Annotated in this window: 13 protein-coding genes; 10 read left to right on the forward strand and 3 right to left on the reverse strand. The window is 43.7% G+C overall.

Features of this window, described 5'->3' with window-relative positions; translation table 11 throughout:
• The first annotated feature begins 102 nt into the window (after nucleotides 1–102).
• The 4 genes from QZ076_RS00575 (at nucleotide 103) to QZ076_RS00590 (ending at nucleotide 4,224) form a co-directional block, all read left to right on the forward strand.
• On the forward strand, nucleotides 103–339 hold the full coding sequence (locus tag QZ076_RS00575; RefSeq protein ID WP_009860668.1) for an acyl carrier protein: 237 nt from the start codon (nucleotides 103–105) through the stop codon (nucleotides 337–339).
• Between the two features lie 21 nt (nucleotides 340–360).
• Nucleotides 361–1,626: a beta-ketoacyl-ACP synthase II gene (gene fabF / locus QZ076_RS00580; protein WP_293709335.1), complete on the forward strand. Its 1,266-nt coding sequence runs from the start codon at nucleotides 361–363 to the stop codon at nucleotides 1,624–1,626.
• Nucleotides 1,627–1,651: 25 nt separating this feature from the next.
• Nucleotides 1,652–2,539 carry a ribonuclease III gene (rnc, locus tag QZ076_RS00585; RefSeq protein ID WP_365324156.1) on the forward strand — a complete coding sequence of 296 codons (888 nt, stop codon included), beginning with the start codon at nucleotides 1,652–1,654 and terminating at the stop codon, nucleotides 2,537–2,539.
• Nucleotides 2,540–2,661: 122 nt separating this feature from the next.
• Nucleotides 2,662–4,224 carry a PAS domain-containing hybrid sensor histidine kinase/response regulator gene (locus tag QZ076_RS00590; RefSeq protein ID WP_293709339.1) on the forward strand — a complete coding sequence of 521 codons (1,563 nt, stop codon included), beginning with the start codon at nucleotides 2,662–2,664 and terminating at the stop codon, nucleotides 4,222–4,224.
• 8 nt (nucleotides 4,225–4,232) lie between these two features.
• Here the strand turns inward: QZ076_RS00590 and QZ076_RS00595 are convergent, their stop codons facing one another.
• The gene (locus QZ076_RS00595; RefSeq protein WP_293709341.1) at nucleotides 4,233–5,246 is read right to left on the reverse strand and encodes an ATP-dependent 6-phosphofructokinase; all 1,014 of its coding nucleotides are present in this window, start codon (nucleotides 5,244–5,246) and stop codon (nucleotides 4,233–4,235) included.
• A gap of 81 nt (nucleotides 5,247–5,327) precedes the next feature.
• On the opposite strand from QZ076_RS00595, the gene QZ076_RS00600 reads away from it, so the two are divergent.
• On the forward strand, nucleotides 5,328–6,848 hold the full coding sequence (locus tag QZ076_RS00600) for a GH3 auxin-responsive promoter family protein (RefSeq protein WP_293709343.1): 1,521 nt from the start codon (nucleotides 5,328–5,330) through the stop codon (nucleotides 6,846–6,848).
• A gap of 235 nt (nucleotides 6,849–7,083) precedes the next feature.
• Here the strand turns inward: QZ076_RS00600 and QZ076_RS00605 are convergent, their stop codons facing one another.
• Nucleotides 7,084–7,809 (reverse strand): phosphatase PAP2 family protein, encoded by a 726-nt coding sequence (locus tag QZ076_RS00605; protein ID WP_293709471.1) that lies wholly within the window; start codon nucleotides 7,807–7,809, stop codon nucleotides 7,084–7,086.
• A gap of 151 nt (nucleotides 7,810–7,960) precedes the next feature.
• Here QZ076_RS00605 and QZ076_RS00610 point away from each other — a divergent pair, with 151 nt between their 5' ends.
• Nucleotides 7,961–8,800, forward strand: coding sequence for a copper resistance protein NlpE (locus QZ076_RS00610; protein ID WP_293709345.1), 840 nt, complete (start codon nucleotides 7,961–7,963; stop codon nucleotides 8,798–8,800).
• Between the two features lie 140 nt (nucleotides 8,801–8,940).
• Entirely contained in the window at nucleotides 8,941–11,142 is a 2,202-nt protein-coding gene (locus tag QZ076_RS00615; protein WP_293709347.1) for an ATP-binding protein, read from the forward strand.
• 26 nt (nucleotides 11,143–11,168) lie between these two features.
• On the opposite strand, the gene QZ076_RS00620 is transcribed toward QZ076_RS00615, so the two are convergent.
• Nucleotides 11,169–12,995, reverse strand: coding sequence for a right-handed parallel beta-helix repeat-containing protein (locus QZ076_RS00620; RefSeq protein ID WP_293709349.1), 1,827 nt, complete (start codon nucleotides 12,993–12,995; stop codon nucleotides 11,169–11,171).
• 110 nt (nucleotides 12,996–13,105) lie between these two features.
• Between QZ076_RS00620 and QZ076_RS00625 the strand changes: the two genes are divergently transcribed.
• From QZ076_RS00625 to cysS, 3 genes are all read left to right on the forward strand, one after another.
• Nucleotides 13,106–15,085, forward strand: coding sequence for a heavy metal translocating P-type ATPase (locus QZ076_RS00625; RefSeq protein WP_293709351.1), 1,980 nt, complete (start codon nucleotides 13,106–13,108; stop codon nucleotides 15,083–15,085).
• Nucleotides 15,081–15,497, forward strand: coding sequence for a transcriptional repressor (locus QZ076_RS00630; protein WP_293709473.1), 417 nt, complete (start codon nucleotides 15,081–15,083; stop codon nucleotides 15,495–15,497). The genes QZ076_RS00625 and QZ076_RS00630 overlap by 5 nt, the downstream gene beginning before the upstream one ends.
• Nucleotides 15,498–15,584: 87 nt before the next feature.
• Nucleotides 15,585–17,063, forward strand: coding sequence for a cysteine--tRNA ligase (gene cysS, locus QZ076_RS00635; protein WP_293709353.1), 1,479 nt, complete (start codon nucleotides 15,585–15,587; stop codon nucleotides 17,061–17,063).

Raw genomic sequence — 17,063 nt, forward strand, 5'->3', positions numbered from 1 at the left:
TTTTTAGTGCATTAAATTTGTTTTGTAACATAAAAAATTCTTTTCTTTGCACTGCAAATTTAAAAAGTATATTCGTATTTATTAATCTAAATTGAAAAAGTTATGTCTGAAGTTGCATCTAGAGTAAAGGCTATCATCGTTGATAAATTAAGTGTTGAAGAAACAGAAGTTACAAACGAAGCAAGCTTTACTAATGATTTAGGAGCAGACTCTCTTGACACTGTAGAGTTGATTATGGAATTCGAAAAGGAATTCGGTATTTCAATTCCTGATGATCAGGCAGAAAAGATTACAACAGTAGGCGACGCAGTTGCTTATATCGAAGCTAACGCGAAGTAATCAATCCTTTTAATTAAAGGTATGGAATTAAAAAGAGTTGTAGTAACAGGTCTTGGTGCCATTACTCCTCTTGGTAATACCCTCACAGAAACATGGGAGGGTATTATCAATGGGAAGAGTGGAGCCGGTCCTATTACGCAGTTTGATGCATCCAAATTCAAGACACAATTTGCATGCGAAGTTAAAGGCTTCGATCCGTTATCAGTAATGGATCGTAAGGAAGCCCGTAAATGTGACCGTTATAGTTTATTTGCAATAAGTGCCGCAAAACAAGCAATCGAAGATGCTGCTATGGACCTGGACAAAGAGGACAAGGACCGTATCGGCGTTATTTTTGCTTCAGGTATCGGCGGTATCAAGACATTTGACGAAGAAGTATTAGGATATGCGAAGACAAAAGATACGATCGGGCCGAAATTCAACCCGTTCTTCATCCCTAAGATGATCTCGGATATCGCAGCCGGACATATCTCCATGCTTTATGGATTCCGTGGTCCTAACTTTGCAACAGTGTCGGCTTGTGCCTCTTCTACCAATGCAATCAGCGACGCATACAACTATATCCGTTTGGGTAAAGCAAATGTGATCGTGACAGGTGGTGCGGAAGCAGCTATTGCAGATTCTGGTGTCGGTGGGTTCAACTCGATGAATGCGCTGTCAACCCGTAACGATTCACCCGAAACAGCTTCTCGTCCATTCAGCGCAAGTCGCGACGGTTTCGTCATGGGAGAAGGTGGAGCATGTTTGATCTTGGAAGAGATGGAACACGCTTTGGCACGTGGAGCTAAAATATATGCTGAAATCGCCGGAACAGGAATGTCAGCCGATGCATACCATCTGACAGCCTCTCATCCTGATGGATTAGGAGCAAAGTTAGTGATGCGTAATGCGCTGGAAGATGCAGAAATGACTCCGGAAGATATCGATTATATCAATGTTCACGGAACATCTACTCCGGTAGGAGATATATCAGAAGTTAAAGCGATCAAAGATGTATTCGGAGATCATGCTTACAATCTGAACATCAGTTCAACGAAGTCAATGACCGGTCATTTATTAGGTGCTGCAGGAGCTATCGAAGCAATGTTATGCATCATGGCAATAAAAGACGGTATCATTCCTCCGACGATCAACCATGCTGATGGCGACGATGATCCTGAAATAGATTATAAACTGAATTTCACATTCAATAAAGCTCAAAAAAGAGAAATACGGGCTGCATTATCCAATACATTCGGATTCGGTGGCCACAATGCTTGTGCTATTGTTAAAAAATTTGTGAAGTAACGTGTTTACACAATTATACAAAAAGATAAGGCTCCTAAAACATAAGAATAAGGAGCCTTATTCTTCTTTATATAAGATACTGGGATTTTACCCCGATAACATCCACGTTTATGAGCAAGCCTTCCTGCATAAATCTTCCTCTATCGAAGACAGTGACGGCAAATGGCTGAATAACGAACGTCTGGAGTTTTTGGGTGATGCCATATTGGATGCCATCGTAGCAGACATTGTATATAAACATTTTCAAAATAAGCGGGAAGGATTCCTGACCAATACCCGTTCTAAGATTGTACAACGCGAGACACTCAATCGCGTAGCCGTCGAGCTGGGCCTCGACAAGATGGTCGTTTACTCGGCAAAATTAAGTTCACACAACAATCACATGTATGGCAATGCTCTGGAAGCACTGATCGGAGCTATCTATCTGGATCAGGGATACCGTGCCTGCTATCGGTTTATCGACCATGTGATCATCAAACGATATATCGATCTGGATAATATAGCCCGTAAAGAGGTGAACTTCAAATCAAGCCTGATAGAATGGAGCCAAAAGAATAAGCTGGAAGTAACATTCGACCTGATAGAATCGTTTTCCGACAATGACGGCAACCCTGTATTCCAGACAGGCGTAACTTTATCCGACACGCAAATCGGGGTCGGGATCGGCTATTCCAAAAAAGAATCACAGCAGAATGCAGCCAAAATGGCTATTAAGAAACTACGTACCGACAAAGTATTCCAGCAATTTATCTCCGAACTGAAAAAGAAGCAGACCGGTGAATCGACAGCAGAACAAGAGTTTGAAGATCTTCCGGAAGAAGAGACAGAAACCATGGAACAGGTTTCTGCCGGACAAACATCAGGTAACAAACCACAGTGCGTCGATGCAACTATCAATGAAGGAGTTCGGTAAGTATTGTACCCGTCAGTTTCGGAAAATAATTATATTATAATATTTAGGTCGAAACAAACAAGAATTCCTATAATTTACTACATTTGTAAAAAAAGAATTCCTTTGATTATCAAGCTAAGTTTATGGAGGGTACATTTTTACAAATCATCTTACCAATTACGTCTGTAATCGTAATTATCGCTTTATCCACATATATCTTTATATTGCGGAAACGGCTGGCTGGAATGTCCCGAAACGGACAAAAGCAAGAGTTGTTTCAGCAAGAAGCAATCGACTTGAAAAACAAATTAATGCTAGCCCTCCAGGCTGGTGATATGACGGTTTGGTCTTACCTTCCGCAAGAGGATAGATTCGATCTTCTCAACACGAATCTATTTTCGAAACCCATAAAAACCCTGCAAGACCTGAGAGATCAATTGATACCCGAAGATCAGGAAAAACACAGGCAACTGGAAACAGATATCCTCAACGCCACAAAAGAAAAAACATCCGGAATCTATCGCGTCGTATCTTCGGAGGGTGAAATTACCTGGTATGAGGTTTTTGTGATGGGAATAAAAGGGAAAGATGGAAAAGTATGTCGCTTTATCGGAACCCAAAAAGATATTACCGCCAAAGCCGAACGTGATCAGGCACTCCGTAAGTACATTCAACGCTCAGAACTTGCTATTCGCTCTGCCAATATTATCCAATGGGATTACAATGTAAAAACACGCGAATTCACACGTCTGAATATCGATCCTTCCCAACCGGATTTATTTGTTCGTACACCATTTACATTCTTTGTGCACCCCGAAGACAGGAGGCTTCTACTGGAGCAGGAAGAATTGCGGGCAGAAGGGAAAGAAGGTGCCGATAACCTGCATCTACGGGTTATGATGGAAGGGGATGCCGAATACAGATGGATAACTTCTTACACCGTCCCATTGGAATATGACGAAAACGGAATACCAACTACACTGACAGGTCTTCAGATGGACGTCACTTCCATCGAGAAAGCAGAAGAATCCAATCGAATGAAGAGTGCCTTCCTGGCCAACATGAGTCATGAAATACGTACACCACTCAATTCAATTATCGGTTTTTCACAGCTGCTGGCCGAAACGGTAGATAAAGAAGAGCGGAATGAGTTTATCCGTATTATCGAAAACAATAACAACCAACTTTTACAAATCATTAATGACATTCTCGACCTGTCGAAAATAGAAGCAGGAAAGATGAAATTCGTTTATTCCGATTTTGATGTATCCGAGATACTTACAGATTTGAAGGAGACTTATAACTCAAGAATGGAGAAAGGGGTGGAACTTATTTGTGATATACCTTATCCGAAATGCATTATCTATTCAGAAAAGAACCGTCTGATACAAGTACTATCTAATTTGTTGAGCAATGCAGCCAAATTCACGGAACAGGGGTCTATTACAATGGGATACCGGATTATCGACAGCGGTCTGTCTTTCTATGTAACCGACACAGGAAAAGGGATCGAAAAAGAGAATCTGTCACAAATATTCGAACGATTCATGAAATTCGACAGCTTTGTTCCGGGAACAGGGCTAGGGCTTTCTATCTGCCAACTGATCGTACATAAACTGAATGGTCATATCATGGTCGATTCAGAGCCTGGAAAAGGTAGTACATTCTCTTTTACTATCGCATGTGATCCTAAGCCTGTAATCTGACTTACAAATTACTTGCCGAACGAAATACCCATTCTTTCTCCCTGGATGATCAGGTCGTTCTCCGGCGTGACCAGTTTCAGTTTGCCGGCCACTTCCGCCAAGGCAATCGATTCCACTTTATCACCATTCATACATACCATACGTCCGAACTGGCGGTTGGCAATCAGTTCCGTAGCATGCCCCCCCAGACGAGTCGCCAGATTACGGTCGAACGGCGAAGGATTGCCGCCACGCTGAATATAGCCTAATACGGTATCACGGCATTCGATACCGGTAGCCGCTTCTATCGTACGGGTGATATAATCGGACGGGCGTTTCTTATCGGGTGTCTCCACTCCTTCGGCAACAACAACGATAGAATATGGCTTACCTCGATGGGCACGATCGAGGATCGTCTCATTTACTTTGTCCATATCATATCCGAGTTCGGGAAGCAAGATCACATCCGCACCTCCGGCCATTCCTGCATAAAGGGCGATCCATCCGGCATGGTGTCCCATCACTTCCACCACCATTACGCGCTTGTGCGAACTGGCAGTCGAATGCAAGCGATCAATCGCATCCGTAGCGATATTGACAGCTGTATTAAAACCAAATGTGATATCCGTACCCCAAACATCGTTGTCGATCGTTTTAGGTACTCCAATAATATTCAGTCCCAAAGCAGACAACATTCCTGCTGTTTTCTGCGTACCGTTGCCACCGATACAGACGAGACAGTCTAATCCTAATTCTTCATAATTCTGTATAATGATCTGAGGCTTTTCACTTTCACCCGAAGCGAGCAGTTTACGGAATGGCTTTTCGCGCGAAGTACCCAGGATCGTCCCTCCCAGATTAAGGATACCGGAAAGACTACGTTCGTCGAACAATTGAATATCTTTGTTCAGTAGTCCGACAAAACCACTATGTATACCTATTACTTCCATGCCGTAATGCATGATGGCAGTTTTACCTACACCGCGAATCGTAGCGTTTATACCGGGACAATCACCTCCGGAAGAAAGGATACCTATTTTCATTGTTTTGTTAATTATGTATACGACAAAGATATAAATAAAAAGAGAATGCCTACATTTGCAACCTATACAAATAAAAGGAGCATGGATATTTTAACAAATACGATATCACTACTCTTCCGGCACCGGCAGAAAGAAATAGAGAAATACGGGCAAGACACGGACTTGCTCCAGCGTAAACAATTACGCTCTCTTTTGAAGACCGCACGCAATACCGAATGGGGTCTGACATACGATTACAAAAGTATCCGCAATTACAGCGATTTCTGTGAGCGTGTTCCGCTTCAGACCTACGATGATATCAAGCCTTATGTGACACGGATGATCAATGGAGAAAGGAATATTCTCTGGCCTTCGGTCGTCAAGTGGTACGCTAAAAGTAGCGGTACCACGAACGACAAAAGTAAATTCCTACCTGTCACCCGCGAAGTGCTTCACGGTTGTCACTACCAAGGAGGTTTCGACACCGTTTCCCTCTATCTCCGGAATAATCCCGAAAGCCACTTCTTCTCTAAAAAAGGACTGATACTCGGAGGAAGCCACAGCCCCTCCCCTCTCAATCAAAATTCTCATTGCGGCGACCTGTCGGCTGTTCTGTTACAGAACTTGAACCCGCTGGTCAACCTCATGCGTGTTCCGGCCAAACGGATCATCCTTATGGACGAATGGGAAAGCAAGATAAAAGCAATCGTAGACTGTACCTGGAATAAAGATGTGAACAGCTTGTCGGGCGTCCCTTCCTGGATGCTGGTCCTGATCAAATCGGTCCTGAAAAAGACTGGTCGGGAATACCTGAGTGACGTATGGCCCAATCTGGAAGTATTTTTCCACGGCGGTATCAGCTTCGAGCCATACCGGGAGCAATATAAATCGTTGATTCCTTCAGATAAGATGCATTATATGGAGACTTACAACGCCTCGGAAGGTTTCTTCGGCATACAGGATGATCCGGCAGACCATAGCTTGCTGATGATGCAGGATTATGGAGTTTTCTACGAATTTATTCCCATGTCGGAAGTAGGAACTTCCAATCCGACGGTTCTTCCCCTGGAAGCTGTAGAGACAGGAAAGAATTATGCGATGGTAATAACGACATCCGGCGGCCTGTGGCGTTATCAGATCGGTGATACGGTTCGTTTCACCTCTCTTTTCCCTCATAAGTTTATTATCTCGGGAAGAACTAAACACTATATCAATGCTTTTGGCGAAGAATTGATGGTAGACAATGCCGATAAAGCGATCAGCCGCGTAAGTATCCAAACCGGGGCCAAAGTGAAGGAATATACAGCCGCCCCTCTCTTTATGCTGGACAAGGCAAAAGGTCGTCATCAATGGTTTATCGAATTTGAAACAATGCCGCCTTCGCTGGATGAATTTGCATCCCTGCTGGATAAGACTCTGCAAGAGCTGAATTCCGATTATGAAGCCAAGCGCTATAAAGAAATATCCTTGCAACCACTGGAAATCGTAGTCGCTCGCGAAGGCGCCTTTTACGAATGGCTCAAAGAAAAGGGTAAACTAGGCGGACAGCACAAAATACCACGCCTCAGCAACGACCGCATACACATCGAACAATTGCTGGCTATCAATAAGCGGTTGTCCTGATAAAGACAATAGCCTGAATAAGATATTTATAGAGTTTGATAGCTAACTAATTGGGATAGCTTAGTATTATTTATAAATCTGTATAGGCAAATACATTCAAAACGCCCATACTACGCGCCAGAAAAACCACCTCAAAACCGACATTTAGTCACCGAAAAAACATTAAACAAAACTATTTGATTAATCAGCATGAATCAAATGGGATAATTCAGCTTACCGTTGAATATTATAGCTTCTAAAACGAATAAGAAAAATAAACTCCTCCCCCCTGCTCGTTGAAGGTCGGGGCAATCACTATATTCTTTGCGGACTTACGATTTATTTTGCGGGCAATAGCGTTACGGAGGGGAAAATAAGCCAGATAGGATAATTCGACGGAAAGAATACCAAAACCGGCTCCTGCCACGACATCGGCTACCCAATGGCGGTTATTATATAACCGTGAGCCGGCGACAAACAAAGCGATTGCATATCCCGAATAAGCCAGTACCGGACTACTATCTTTAAACTCTTTATAAGCCATGTGAGCCCCCAGGAATGCATTGGCCGTATGGCCGGAAGGAAACGAATAGGGTCCTCCGTCAGGACGAGTTTCATTTACCGAATACTTCAGGGCACGGGTCATCACTGCATTCATACCTTCAGCCATCGTTACCAGGAAAAGCTGATCTACCCAATTATGCTTCTCCTTTCCCATCAAATCACAAACGAAAACCCAGCCCAGCATTCCCCATTCCAGATAATCGTCGACCCGGATTTTCTTCACATCGCTTTTCCGGGAGAAAAGGTGAAAATCGTTCATTCCGTCGATGGCTGTCCCCACCACTCCGACAGTGATCAGAGACGCAGGAAGGATCAGATGCTCGGGGTTGAATTTGTACTCGATAACCGACATCTTCTGCGGCAGGCTATCGGATACCGCCTCGTTCTGTGCCTCCACAGGCGACAAACGGATAATCATCAGAAGGGCAACGATAAGTATGGATATTCTCATTCCTTACAGGCTTAATCTTTTTTATTCAAACCACAAAGAAACAAAAAATAACTTACCTTTGTTTCATTATAGATCGTATTGATCTCCGTTTATAAACAAATTAAAGACATTCATTCCGATGAAAAGAGCAAACAACAGGCCCATGCTGGCTGCCTTTATTTTATGTGCAGGACTACTTTCCGCCTGCGGACAAAAGAAAACTCAACAAGAACCCCAGGAAGAACAGGTTACTGCTGAATTGGTCGGCAACGATAAAGATGAACACGGATGTATTGGTTCAGCAGGTTATACATGGTCGGAAGTACAGCAAAACTGTATCCGTCTTTTCGAGTCAGGTACACGTTTGGAAGCAATCGACGGTAAATCGTCTGCTTACCTCGTATTCAGCCCGGACTCATTAAAAGCCGAACTGTTCTTTTCAAGCGGAGAACCGAGCGAAGTACTCGACCGCCGTTCACTGCCTGCCGGAGGCTACGCCTGGAATGTGGAAGACGATGACACAAAAAATGTACGTTCCATCGATGGCGTATGGACTATCAGCCAACGCGGAACAGAAATCTACCGCCAGAATAAAACGGAAACAGACAGTTCGTTAGGAGCCATGCAAACTCTTACTTACGAAGGTTTGCTTCCCTGTGCCGATTGTCCGGGTATCCGTTACGACCTGACTATCCGTAGCAAAGAACATAGTGGAGACGGCACTTTCTCCCTTTCACAAACATATCTGGAAGCCGAAGACGGTAAAGATGCCACATTCGTAACCGACGGCAAACGTCTTACTCTAAAAGGAATACCAGGTGACGATAATGCAACTGTATGGCAACTGATCTCAGACAATGGGGATGAAGTGATGAACTTCCTTTGCGAAAATGATTCTACGCTAACGCTTCTGGGAGATGACTTTACGAAAGCCGAATCGGAGCTGAATTATAGTCTCAAATTAGTGAAGAAACAGTAAAAAAGATCCCATTTCAACTAATATTTATTATATGGGATATAAAAGCTCCTTGAACGATTGATTTATTAAATCCAATCTATATTAACTCCTGATTATATTCGCTAACTTTGTGGCAGACAATCCCTTGAAAATTGAAGGATATGAAACAAAGTGAAAGTGCATTGTCAGGAATGAAACAGTTCTTGGAGCTTCTTCCTGATACGGTTTTAATAGTTAATAAAGAGGGGATAATTGAAGATTTACTCAATTATCAGCCTGAAATATCTTTGTCCCTCACTCCACAGCAACAACAAGGGCAAACTATACATGAGTTATTCCGTTATAAGAATTTAAAAGGTAATTCCGGGAATAAGCTACTGAGCGCATTCCTGGATACAATGAAGACACGTAAACCCAATACAATCCATTATGAGGTTGAAAATGACGGGCATACAGGCTATGCAGAAGGATATATAACTCCTTTTGAAGATCATACCTTCGGTATATTCCGGAATATGACCAAACGGGTGGAAGCTCAACAGGAGATCATCAATGAGAAGAACAAACTGACAATGGCTTTAAAAGCCGGTAATTTGTCAGTTTGGTCTTATCTTCCTGATAGCGATTCTTTCGACCTGGCTGACGATCAGACAGTTCCACAACCGGGTATGAAACTATGGGATGTTACCAAACAACTTATTCCCGAAGACAGAGAACGACATGTCAAACTGGTCACTGACATCGTGAATGAAAAACACGAACAAAGTATCGAACAATTTCGGTTACTAACACCTGAAGGGAAAATCCGGTGGTACGAAATCTACTCGATGGGTGTCCGTGGAGAAGACGGTAAAATAAGCAGTCTGATCGGAACTCAAAAAGATATTACCGATCAAAAAAATAAAATTCAGGAACTTATCGAGAATCGCCAACAGCGCGATTTACTCCTACAAATCACTAACATGATTATCTGGGAGTATGACTATAAAACAGATATCTGTACTTCTGGCAGAGAGTCTTTATTTTTCGATAGTAATACAACGCTAAAAGATATTTATAAGACAGTCGCCCCTGAACATCAGGAGATGTATTTAAAGGCATATGATGAAATCCTGAATAAACGTTCCGACCTGATGAATATTCAATTCCGGGTAAAAGGACTTGATGGCCTATACCGGTGGGTCAGGCTGATAGCCAAAGTATCCAAATATGATAAAGAGGGTAATGTCCATAAACTGATCGGAACTCGCGAAGATATAACGGAAGAGGTAGAACGCGAACAAAGATTCCGCAATTATATACAACGGTGCGAACTGGCTATTCAAGCCGCCAATATTATTCAATGGGACTTGGATATCAAAACACAGGAGTATACCCGCTTATATCCAGATTCGATTAATCCCGGTAATTTCATCCGTAGATCATTTATTTTCACAGTTCATCCTGACGATCGACTTATCTTGCAGCGAGAACAGGAAAAGCGGGCGCGCGAATGCAAAGGATATAGCAACCTGCACTTACGGATCATGCTGGACGGAGATACAGAATATCGATGGATGAACACATTTTCCGTTCCATTAGATTATAACCCAGACGGTAGTCTTAAAAATGTAACGGGACTTCTGATCGATATCACACATATCGAAAAAGTGGAAGAAGGTAATCGGATGAAAATGGCCTTTCTTGCCAATATGAGTCATGAAATCCGGACGCCTCTTAACGCTATTGTCGGTTTTTCCCAGCTTCTTGCACAAACAGACGATCATGAGGACAAAGAAGAGTTTATCCGGATCATTGAAGAAAATAATGATTTATTATTACAGATTATCAATGATATACTCGATATTTCTAAAATCGATGCGGGGAAAATGACCTTCAACTACAGCGACTTCGATATTACGGAGATAATTACGGATCTGAAGCAGGTATATGATTCACATTTATCTTCAGAGGTAAAGCTTATATGTAATCTACCTTACAAAAAATATATGATCCACTCCGAAAAGAACAGGTTGATACAGGTAATTACCAATTTACTGAACAATGCAGCCAAATTTACATCGGAAGGTTCAATCACCATCGGTTATGAAGTAATTCCTGACGGATTATCTTTTTATGTTTCCGACACGGGTAAAGGAATAGACAAGGAAAATCTGAAACATGTTTTCGAACGTTTCGCTAAATTCGATAAGTTCGTACCCGGAACCGGACTCGGTTTATCTATCTGTCAGATGATTGTCAACAAGCTGGGAGGAGAAATGTCTGTTGAATCTGAATTAGGAAAAGGAAGCACATTTCGGTTTACAATAGCGTGTGAAGCAAAATCAGACCTTCCCAAAACACTCGACTTTGAAAAGGTCTGACAATTCTATATAAATAAAAGAGAAAATTAATTCTCAATCAAGACATCCCGTTTCTCATCAAATCCACCGTCAAACTGATTATCTTTGATTTCAGAGTTGATTACACGCTGGAAGAAGAAACGATGTTTGTTCCAATGGAAAGCCGGATACTGGTTGTTCTGCTTGATCGTATTATTCCGGAAGATCAGTCCGTCTACCGACTTGGCATACAGGATCGGAGCATCGAATGTTTCAAATTCATTATTCTCGATCACGATATCACTATGGAAATACTTCTTCTGATCTTTCAGGTCAGGTATTTCGGGATAGATCGAGATAACAGCGTTCGTAAACTGGAACATATTGGTCAATGAGTTGATGAACTTGTTGTTACGGATCAATACATCGTGGCAGGCACCAGTTTCAAACCAACCGTTACAATCGCCACACAATAGGATTGCCGTACCGGAAGTATGATCGAATACATTGTTTTCAACAACTGTCTTTTTCGGAGTACTGAACAGGGAGCCGCGGGCACGGTTATTACGGATCACGTTGTCGGCGAAGTACACTTCAGGTGTCCATTCCAGGTTCTCGATACCAAATGTTCCTGCTTCGCTGATTGCAGGATCGATACTTTCTTCAAAAACGATCTCAAACTGTTTTGCTCCATGTGCACTCGGTTTATCGATTGCTTTAATAGAGGCCACTTTATTCTGGTTACCGATAATTTCCATTGTCTTGGAATCGATAAACTGTACGGCATCACCCGGGAAGCCCCATTCAAAGCCATAACTTTGAGAATGCATATACTCGCCGACCAGCGTTTTGTCGTCCACACGTTTCTGAATTTTTAAATAAGTTCCATGTACGTTGATCGCATCATCCATCATCCCCTCGTACAGACCACCAACAGAAATGATCTTTCCTTTACAACCGGAGAAGTGGGTAGCATCTGCCTGAGTGGTGAAGTAACGCGGATCACTGTCGCCACGAAGACATACGGAGAATTTATTCAACGTAATATTTTCACTCATCTGAGCCAACAGGCCCATGCCTTCCGCATAGTGCACCTGGATATTATCCAGCGTCGTATTCGTATCATAAGAAACAAAAATGCCCGGTGTAGGACGACCGTAACCACGCATAGCAACGACTGTTCCGGGGATCAATTTCTTATTTTTCCATTTAGTAGACTTGATCACACGGGGAGACAACTCTGTTACACCCAGAGCTCCTACACTGATATCACTGGTGGTATAAACCAGACGTTTGGTATCGCCTTCAAAGGCAATCCCCCACCGGGGGGAGTGTTCCCAGCCTTCACCCTTAGCAACAAATGCACTGTCGCGTATTTCATACTGAACCCAGGGAGCCACTTCGTAAGTAATCGCTCCGGCCACCGTATCGTTTTCCAGCACTTTCAGCTGGCTGATATGCGGGTTTTCGAAGTCGATACTGAAGTTCTTCAGTGTACAGTTTTCCGAATTTACCAGCGAAACAGGCAACATACGGCCATGGAATATCAATTCTGAGCCTTGTCCGTCGAAGACAATATTCTTCATGTTCTCGAAAGGAAGTCCTACCAGCTTCGGATTATCCTGATCGTGGTTGGAGATAAAATATTCCTTTTGTGCAGCTCCTTCCGGATAGAAATCATAACGTCCTTTGGGTAAAACGATCCGGATCGTATCATCCGATGTGTGGGAAACGGCGATCTGTTCCAATGCTTTTGCCATAAGCGGGGAAGCATTCTCCTTAGTATCAGGAACAAGACCGAAATTCGATAAATCGTACGGATTCTTTGTTTGTGCACAGGAACACAACAGCACAAAACAAAGTAAAGTACTAAAAACAGCAATTGAGTTTTTCATATTATTTATTATCTAGTTATTAACCGGACAAATATACAAATTCTTTGCAACCTGGTTGCACTCCTTTCTGTCTACCTTTGTATCAGTAAACGAATAAAACAGGTAAAGATATGGGACATTCTTGTAGTTGTAATTGCCACGCTCATTCTCAGGAGAAGCATCACATTTCCCCCTACCTGCTTCCGGCTATTTCTTTCGTCATGCTAATAGCCGGGATCTATATGCAGCAAACCGAAGCGGAAATGTTCAGGAAAGAGTTGGTAAGATTCATCTGGTACCTATTGGCTTATCTGCCGGTCGGACTACCCGTCATGAAAGAGGCGATAGAGAGTATACGGGAAAAAGATATTTTCAGTGAATTCACACTTATGTGTATTGCCACCCTCGGAGCTTTCTATATCGGCGAATATCCGGAAGGGGTTGCCGTTATGTTATTTTACTCCATAGGTGAGATCTTCCAAGATAATGCCGTAGCTAAAGCTCGCAAGAATATCAGTGCCCTGCTCGATGTAAGACCTGAAACGGCAACAGTCATCCGCAATAACAAACAGATTACCTTCGCTCCTACAGAAGTTCTTCCCGGAGAAATTATTGAAGTGAAAGTGGGAGAAAGAGTTCCTCTTGACGGAAAGCTGCTAAGTGAGATTGCCGCATTCAATACAGCCGCCCTTACCGGAGAAAGTATGCCGCGTGATATCCACCGGGATGAAGAGGTTCTGGCAGGTATGATCGTGACCGACAAAGTGATTCGGATAGAAGTGACAAAACCTTATAACCAAAGTGCACTGGCCCGTATTCTCGAACTGGTACAGAATGCAGCAGAACGAAAAGCTCCGGCGGAACTGTTCATCCGCAAGTTTGCACGTATCTATACTCCGATCGTAACCGGGCTTGCTCTCCTGATCGTACTGATCCCTTTCATCTATTCTTTGATACAACCGGATTTTCTGTTTATCTTCAACGACTGGCTGTACCGGGCATTGGTATTCCTGGTTATCTCCTGTCCTTGCGCCCTGGTGATCAGTATTCCGCTGGGATACTTCGGAGGGATCGGGGCGGCTTCGCGACAAGGCATCCTCTTTAAAGGAGGTAATTACCTGGATGCCATCACCAAAATTAACACGGTGGTATTCGATAAGACAGGTACGCTCACCAAAGGAGTCTTTGAAGTACGAAACCTGTCCACGGCAAATAACATTCCTGAAAAAGAACTGCTTCGTATCATTGCTTCCGTCGAAAGCCGGAGCAACCATCCTATCGCCAAAGCAATCGTGGCATACGCCCGGGAACAACAGGTGGAAATCGACACAACTATCGATACGACCGAACTGGCGGGTTACGGATTAAAAGCAGTAGTCGACGGGAAAGAGATATTAGTAGGTAACCCGCGTCTGCTGGACTTGGAAGGAATTTTGTTTCATCCTAGTGAAACAAGTGTTTCACCTAGGAGAAACAACTGTTTCACCAGCATGAAACAAAATTCGGATACCGTGGTTGTCTGTGCGATCGACCGGCAATATTCCGGTTATATCCTGCTTGCTGACACACCCAAAGAGGATGCAGTGGAAGCCATCAAACAATTAAAAGAATTAAATATTAATAACCTGGAGATTTTATCCGGAGATAAACAAATAATTGTTTCTAAATTAGCTTCCCGTTTGGGAATATCCCGGGCGTATGGCGACCTTCTGCCGGAAGGCAAAGTCGCTCACCTGGAAGAACTGAAACGGAATCCGGAGAACCGGATAGCCTTTGTGGGCGACGGTATCAACGATGCTCCGGTGCTCGCCCTAAGCGACATAGGCATTGCGATGGGTGGATTGGGAAGCGATGCGGCGATAGAGACGGCGGACGTAGTGATACAAACCGACCAGCCCGGCAAAGTGGCTACGGCGATCCGTATCGGTAAGTTCACACGTAATATCGTATGGCAGAACATTGCGTTGGCATTCGGCGTCAAACTGATTGTATTGATCCTGGGAGCCGGAGGTGTAGCAACCATGTGGGAGGCCGTTTTTGCAGATGTCGGTGTCGCTCTATTGGCCATTCTTAATGCCGTAAGAATTTTAAGGACTAATAAACAGGATTGATATGGATGCTTATTTAGACATATTGAACAAAAGAAAGATCAAACCGACGGCTATCCGCCTGCTTGTACTCAAAGCAATGATGGAGTTTGAGCGAGCCTTTAGCCTGCTCGACCTGGAGAATTATCTGGATACGGTAGATAAATCGACCGTGTCGAGGACTATCAATCTTTTTCTCGATCACCACCTGATCCATTGCATCAACGACGGATCAGGCTCGTTGAAATACTCGGTATGTGGCGAAGATTGTAATTGTTCGATAGAAGAACTGCATGCGCACTTTTATTGCCAGAAATGTCACAGGACCTTCTGTCTGCGGAATATTCCCGTCCCAACCGTACAGCTACCACGTAATTTCACCCTGGAAAGTATCAACTACGTGTTAAAAGGTTGCTGCGAAGATTGCTCAAAATAGACAAAGACATTATCTTTGCGGTCTGTCTTCCCGGATATTACGAAAATATAGGTGAAGGCAAAGCAACCATTAAAGTATAAAACAGATATGGAACATCCATTAAGTATTTACAACACGCTCACAAGAAAGAAGGAACAGTTTATTCCGTTGCATGAACCCCACGTAGGCATGTATGTCTGTGGACCGACGGTTTACGGAGATGCGCATCTGGGACATGCCCGTCCGGCCATCACATTCGACCTGTTGTTCCGTTATCTTACTCATATAGGATATAAAGTACGCTATGTACGCAACATAACCGATGTCGGTCACCTGGAACATGATGCCGATGACGGCGAAGACAAAGTAGCGAAAAAGGCCCGCCTGGAGCAGTTGGAACCGATGGAGGTGGTACAGTTTTATGTAAACCGTTACCACAAGGCGATGGAAGCTCTCAACGTGCTTCCTCCCAGCATCGAACCGCATGCTTCCGGTCATATCATCGAACAGATCGAGCTGGTCAAAAAGATCCTCGACAACGGATATGCTTACGAAAGCGAAGGTTCGGTTTATTTCGATGTCGAGAAATATAATAAAGATCATAACTACGGTGTTCTTTCCGGTCGTAACATTGAGGATATGCTGAATACGACCCGTACATTGGACGGACAGGAGGAAAAACGTAACCCGATCGATTTCGCTCTTTGGAAATGTGCACAACCGGAGCATATCATGCGCTGGCCTTCTCCGTGGAGTAATGGTTTCCCGGGATGGCATTGCGAATGTACAGCTATGGGTAAGAAATACCTCGGAGAGCATTTCGATATCCATGGAGGTGGTATGGACCTGATCTTCCCGCATCACGAATGCGAAATCGCGCAAGCTGTCGCTTCACAGGGTGACGATATGGTTCACTACTGGATGCATAATAATATGATCACTATCAACGGCCAGAAGATGGGTAAATCGTTGGGCAACTTCATCACGCTGGATGAATTCTTCTCAGGCGATCACAAGACGCTCAGCCAGGCTTATTCGGCCATGACGATCCGTTTCTTTATCCTGCAGGCCCACTATCGCAGCACGGTAGACTTCAGCAACGAAGCACTGCAAGCTGCTGAAAAGGGATTGAGCCGTTTGATGGATGCTTATAATCATTTACAAAAACTGACCGCTTCGGAGACTTCAACAGTAGATGTAAAAGACCTTCGTAAGAAATGCTACGATGCACTGAATGACGACCTGAACTCTCCGATCGTTATCTCCCACCTGTTTGATGCCGCCCGTGCTATCAACTCGGTGAAGGACGGTAAGGAAACTATTTCGGCCGACGACCTGAAAGAGCTACAGGAGGTGTTCCACACATTCCTGTTCGAAATTTTAGGTCTGAAAGACGAAGCGGCTTCTGCTGGAGGCGATAGTTATGAGACATTCGGCAAGGCGGTAGACTTATTGCTTACGATCCGCCAACAGGCGAAAGCAAACAAGGACTGGGCTACTTCCGACAAAATACGCAACGAGCTGACCGCCATGGGATTCGAAATAAAGGACACCAAGGACGGTGCCGAATGGAAGTTAAGCAAATAA

Origin of the sequence: uncultured Parabacteroides sp., from assembly GCF_905196875.1 — a bacterium.
Taxonomy (GTDB): domain Bacteria; phylum Bacteroidota; class Bacteroidia; order Bacteroidales; family Tannerellaceae; genus Parabacteroides.

What these genes read in the sequence shown, in the direction of transcription:
- QZ076_RS00575 (WP_009860668.1), top strand. Translation starts at nt 103, where the DNA reads ATGTCTGAAGTTGCATCTAGAGTAAAGGCTATCATCGTTGATAAATTA.
- fabF (WP_293709335.1), top strand. Translation starts at nt 361, where the DNA reads ATGGAATTAAAAAGAGTTGTAGTAACAGGTCTTGGTGCCATTACTCCT.
- QZ076_RS00590 (WP_293709339.1), top strand. Translation starts at nt 2,662, where the DNA reads ATGGAGGGTACATTTTTACAAATCATCTTACCAATTACGTCTGTAATC.
- QZ076_RS00595 (WP_293709341.1), bottom strand. Translation starts at nt 5,246, where the DNA reads ATGAAAATAGGTATCCTTTCTTCCGGAGGTGATTGTCCCGGTATAAAC.
- QZ076_RS00600 (WP_293709343.1), top strand. Translation starts at nt 5,328, where the DNA reads ATGGATATTTTAACAAATACGATATCACTACTCTTCCGGCACCGGCAG.
- QZ076_RS00605 (WP_293709471.1), bottom strand. Translation starts at nt 7,809, where the DNA reads ATGATTATCCGTTTGTCGCCTGTGGAGGCACAGAACGAGGCGGTATCC.
- QZ076_RS00610 (WP_293709345.1), top strand. Translation starts at nt 7,961, where the DNA reads ATGAAAAGAGCAAACAACAGGCCCATGCTGGCTGCCTTTATTTTATGT.
- QZ076_RS00615 (WP_293709347.1), top strand. Translation starts at nt 8,941, where the DNA reads ATGAAACAAAGTGAAAGTGCATTGTCAGGAATGAAACAGTTCTTGGAG.
- QZ076_RS00620 (WP_293709349.1), bottom strand. Translation starts at nt 12,995, where the DNA reads ATGAAAAACTCAATTGCTGTTTTTAGTACTTTACTTTGTTTTGTGCTG.
- QZ076_RS00625 (WP_293709351.1), top strand. Translation starts at nt 13,106, where the DNA reads ATGGGACATTCTTGTAGTTGTAATTGCCACGCTCATTCTCAGGAGAAG.
- cysS (WP_293709353.1), top strand. Translation starts at nt 15,585, where the DNA reads ATGGAACATCCATTAAGTATTTACAACACGCTCACAAGAAAGAAGGAA.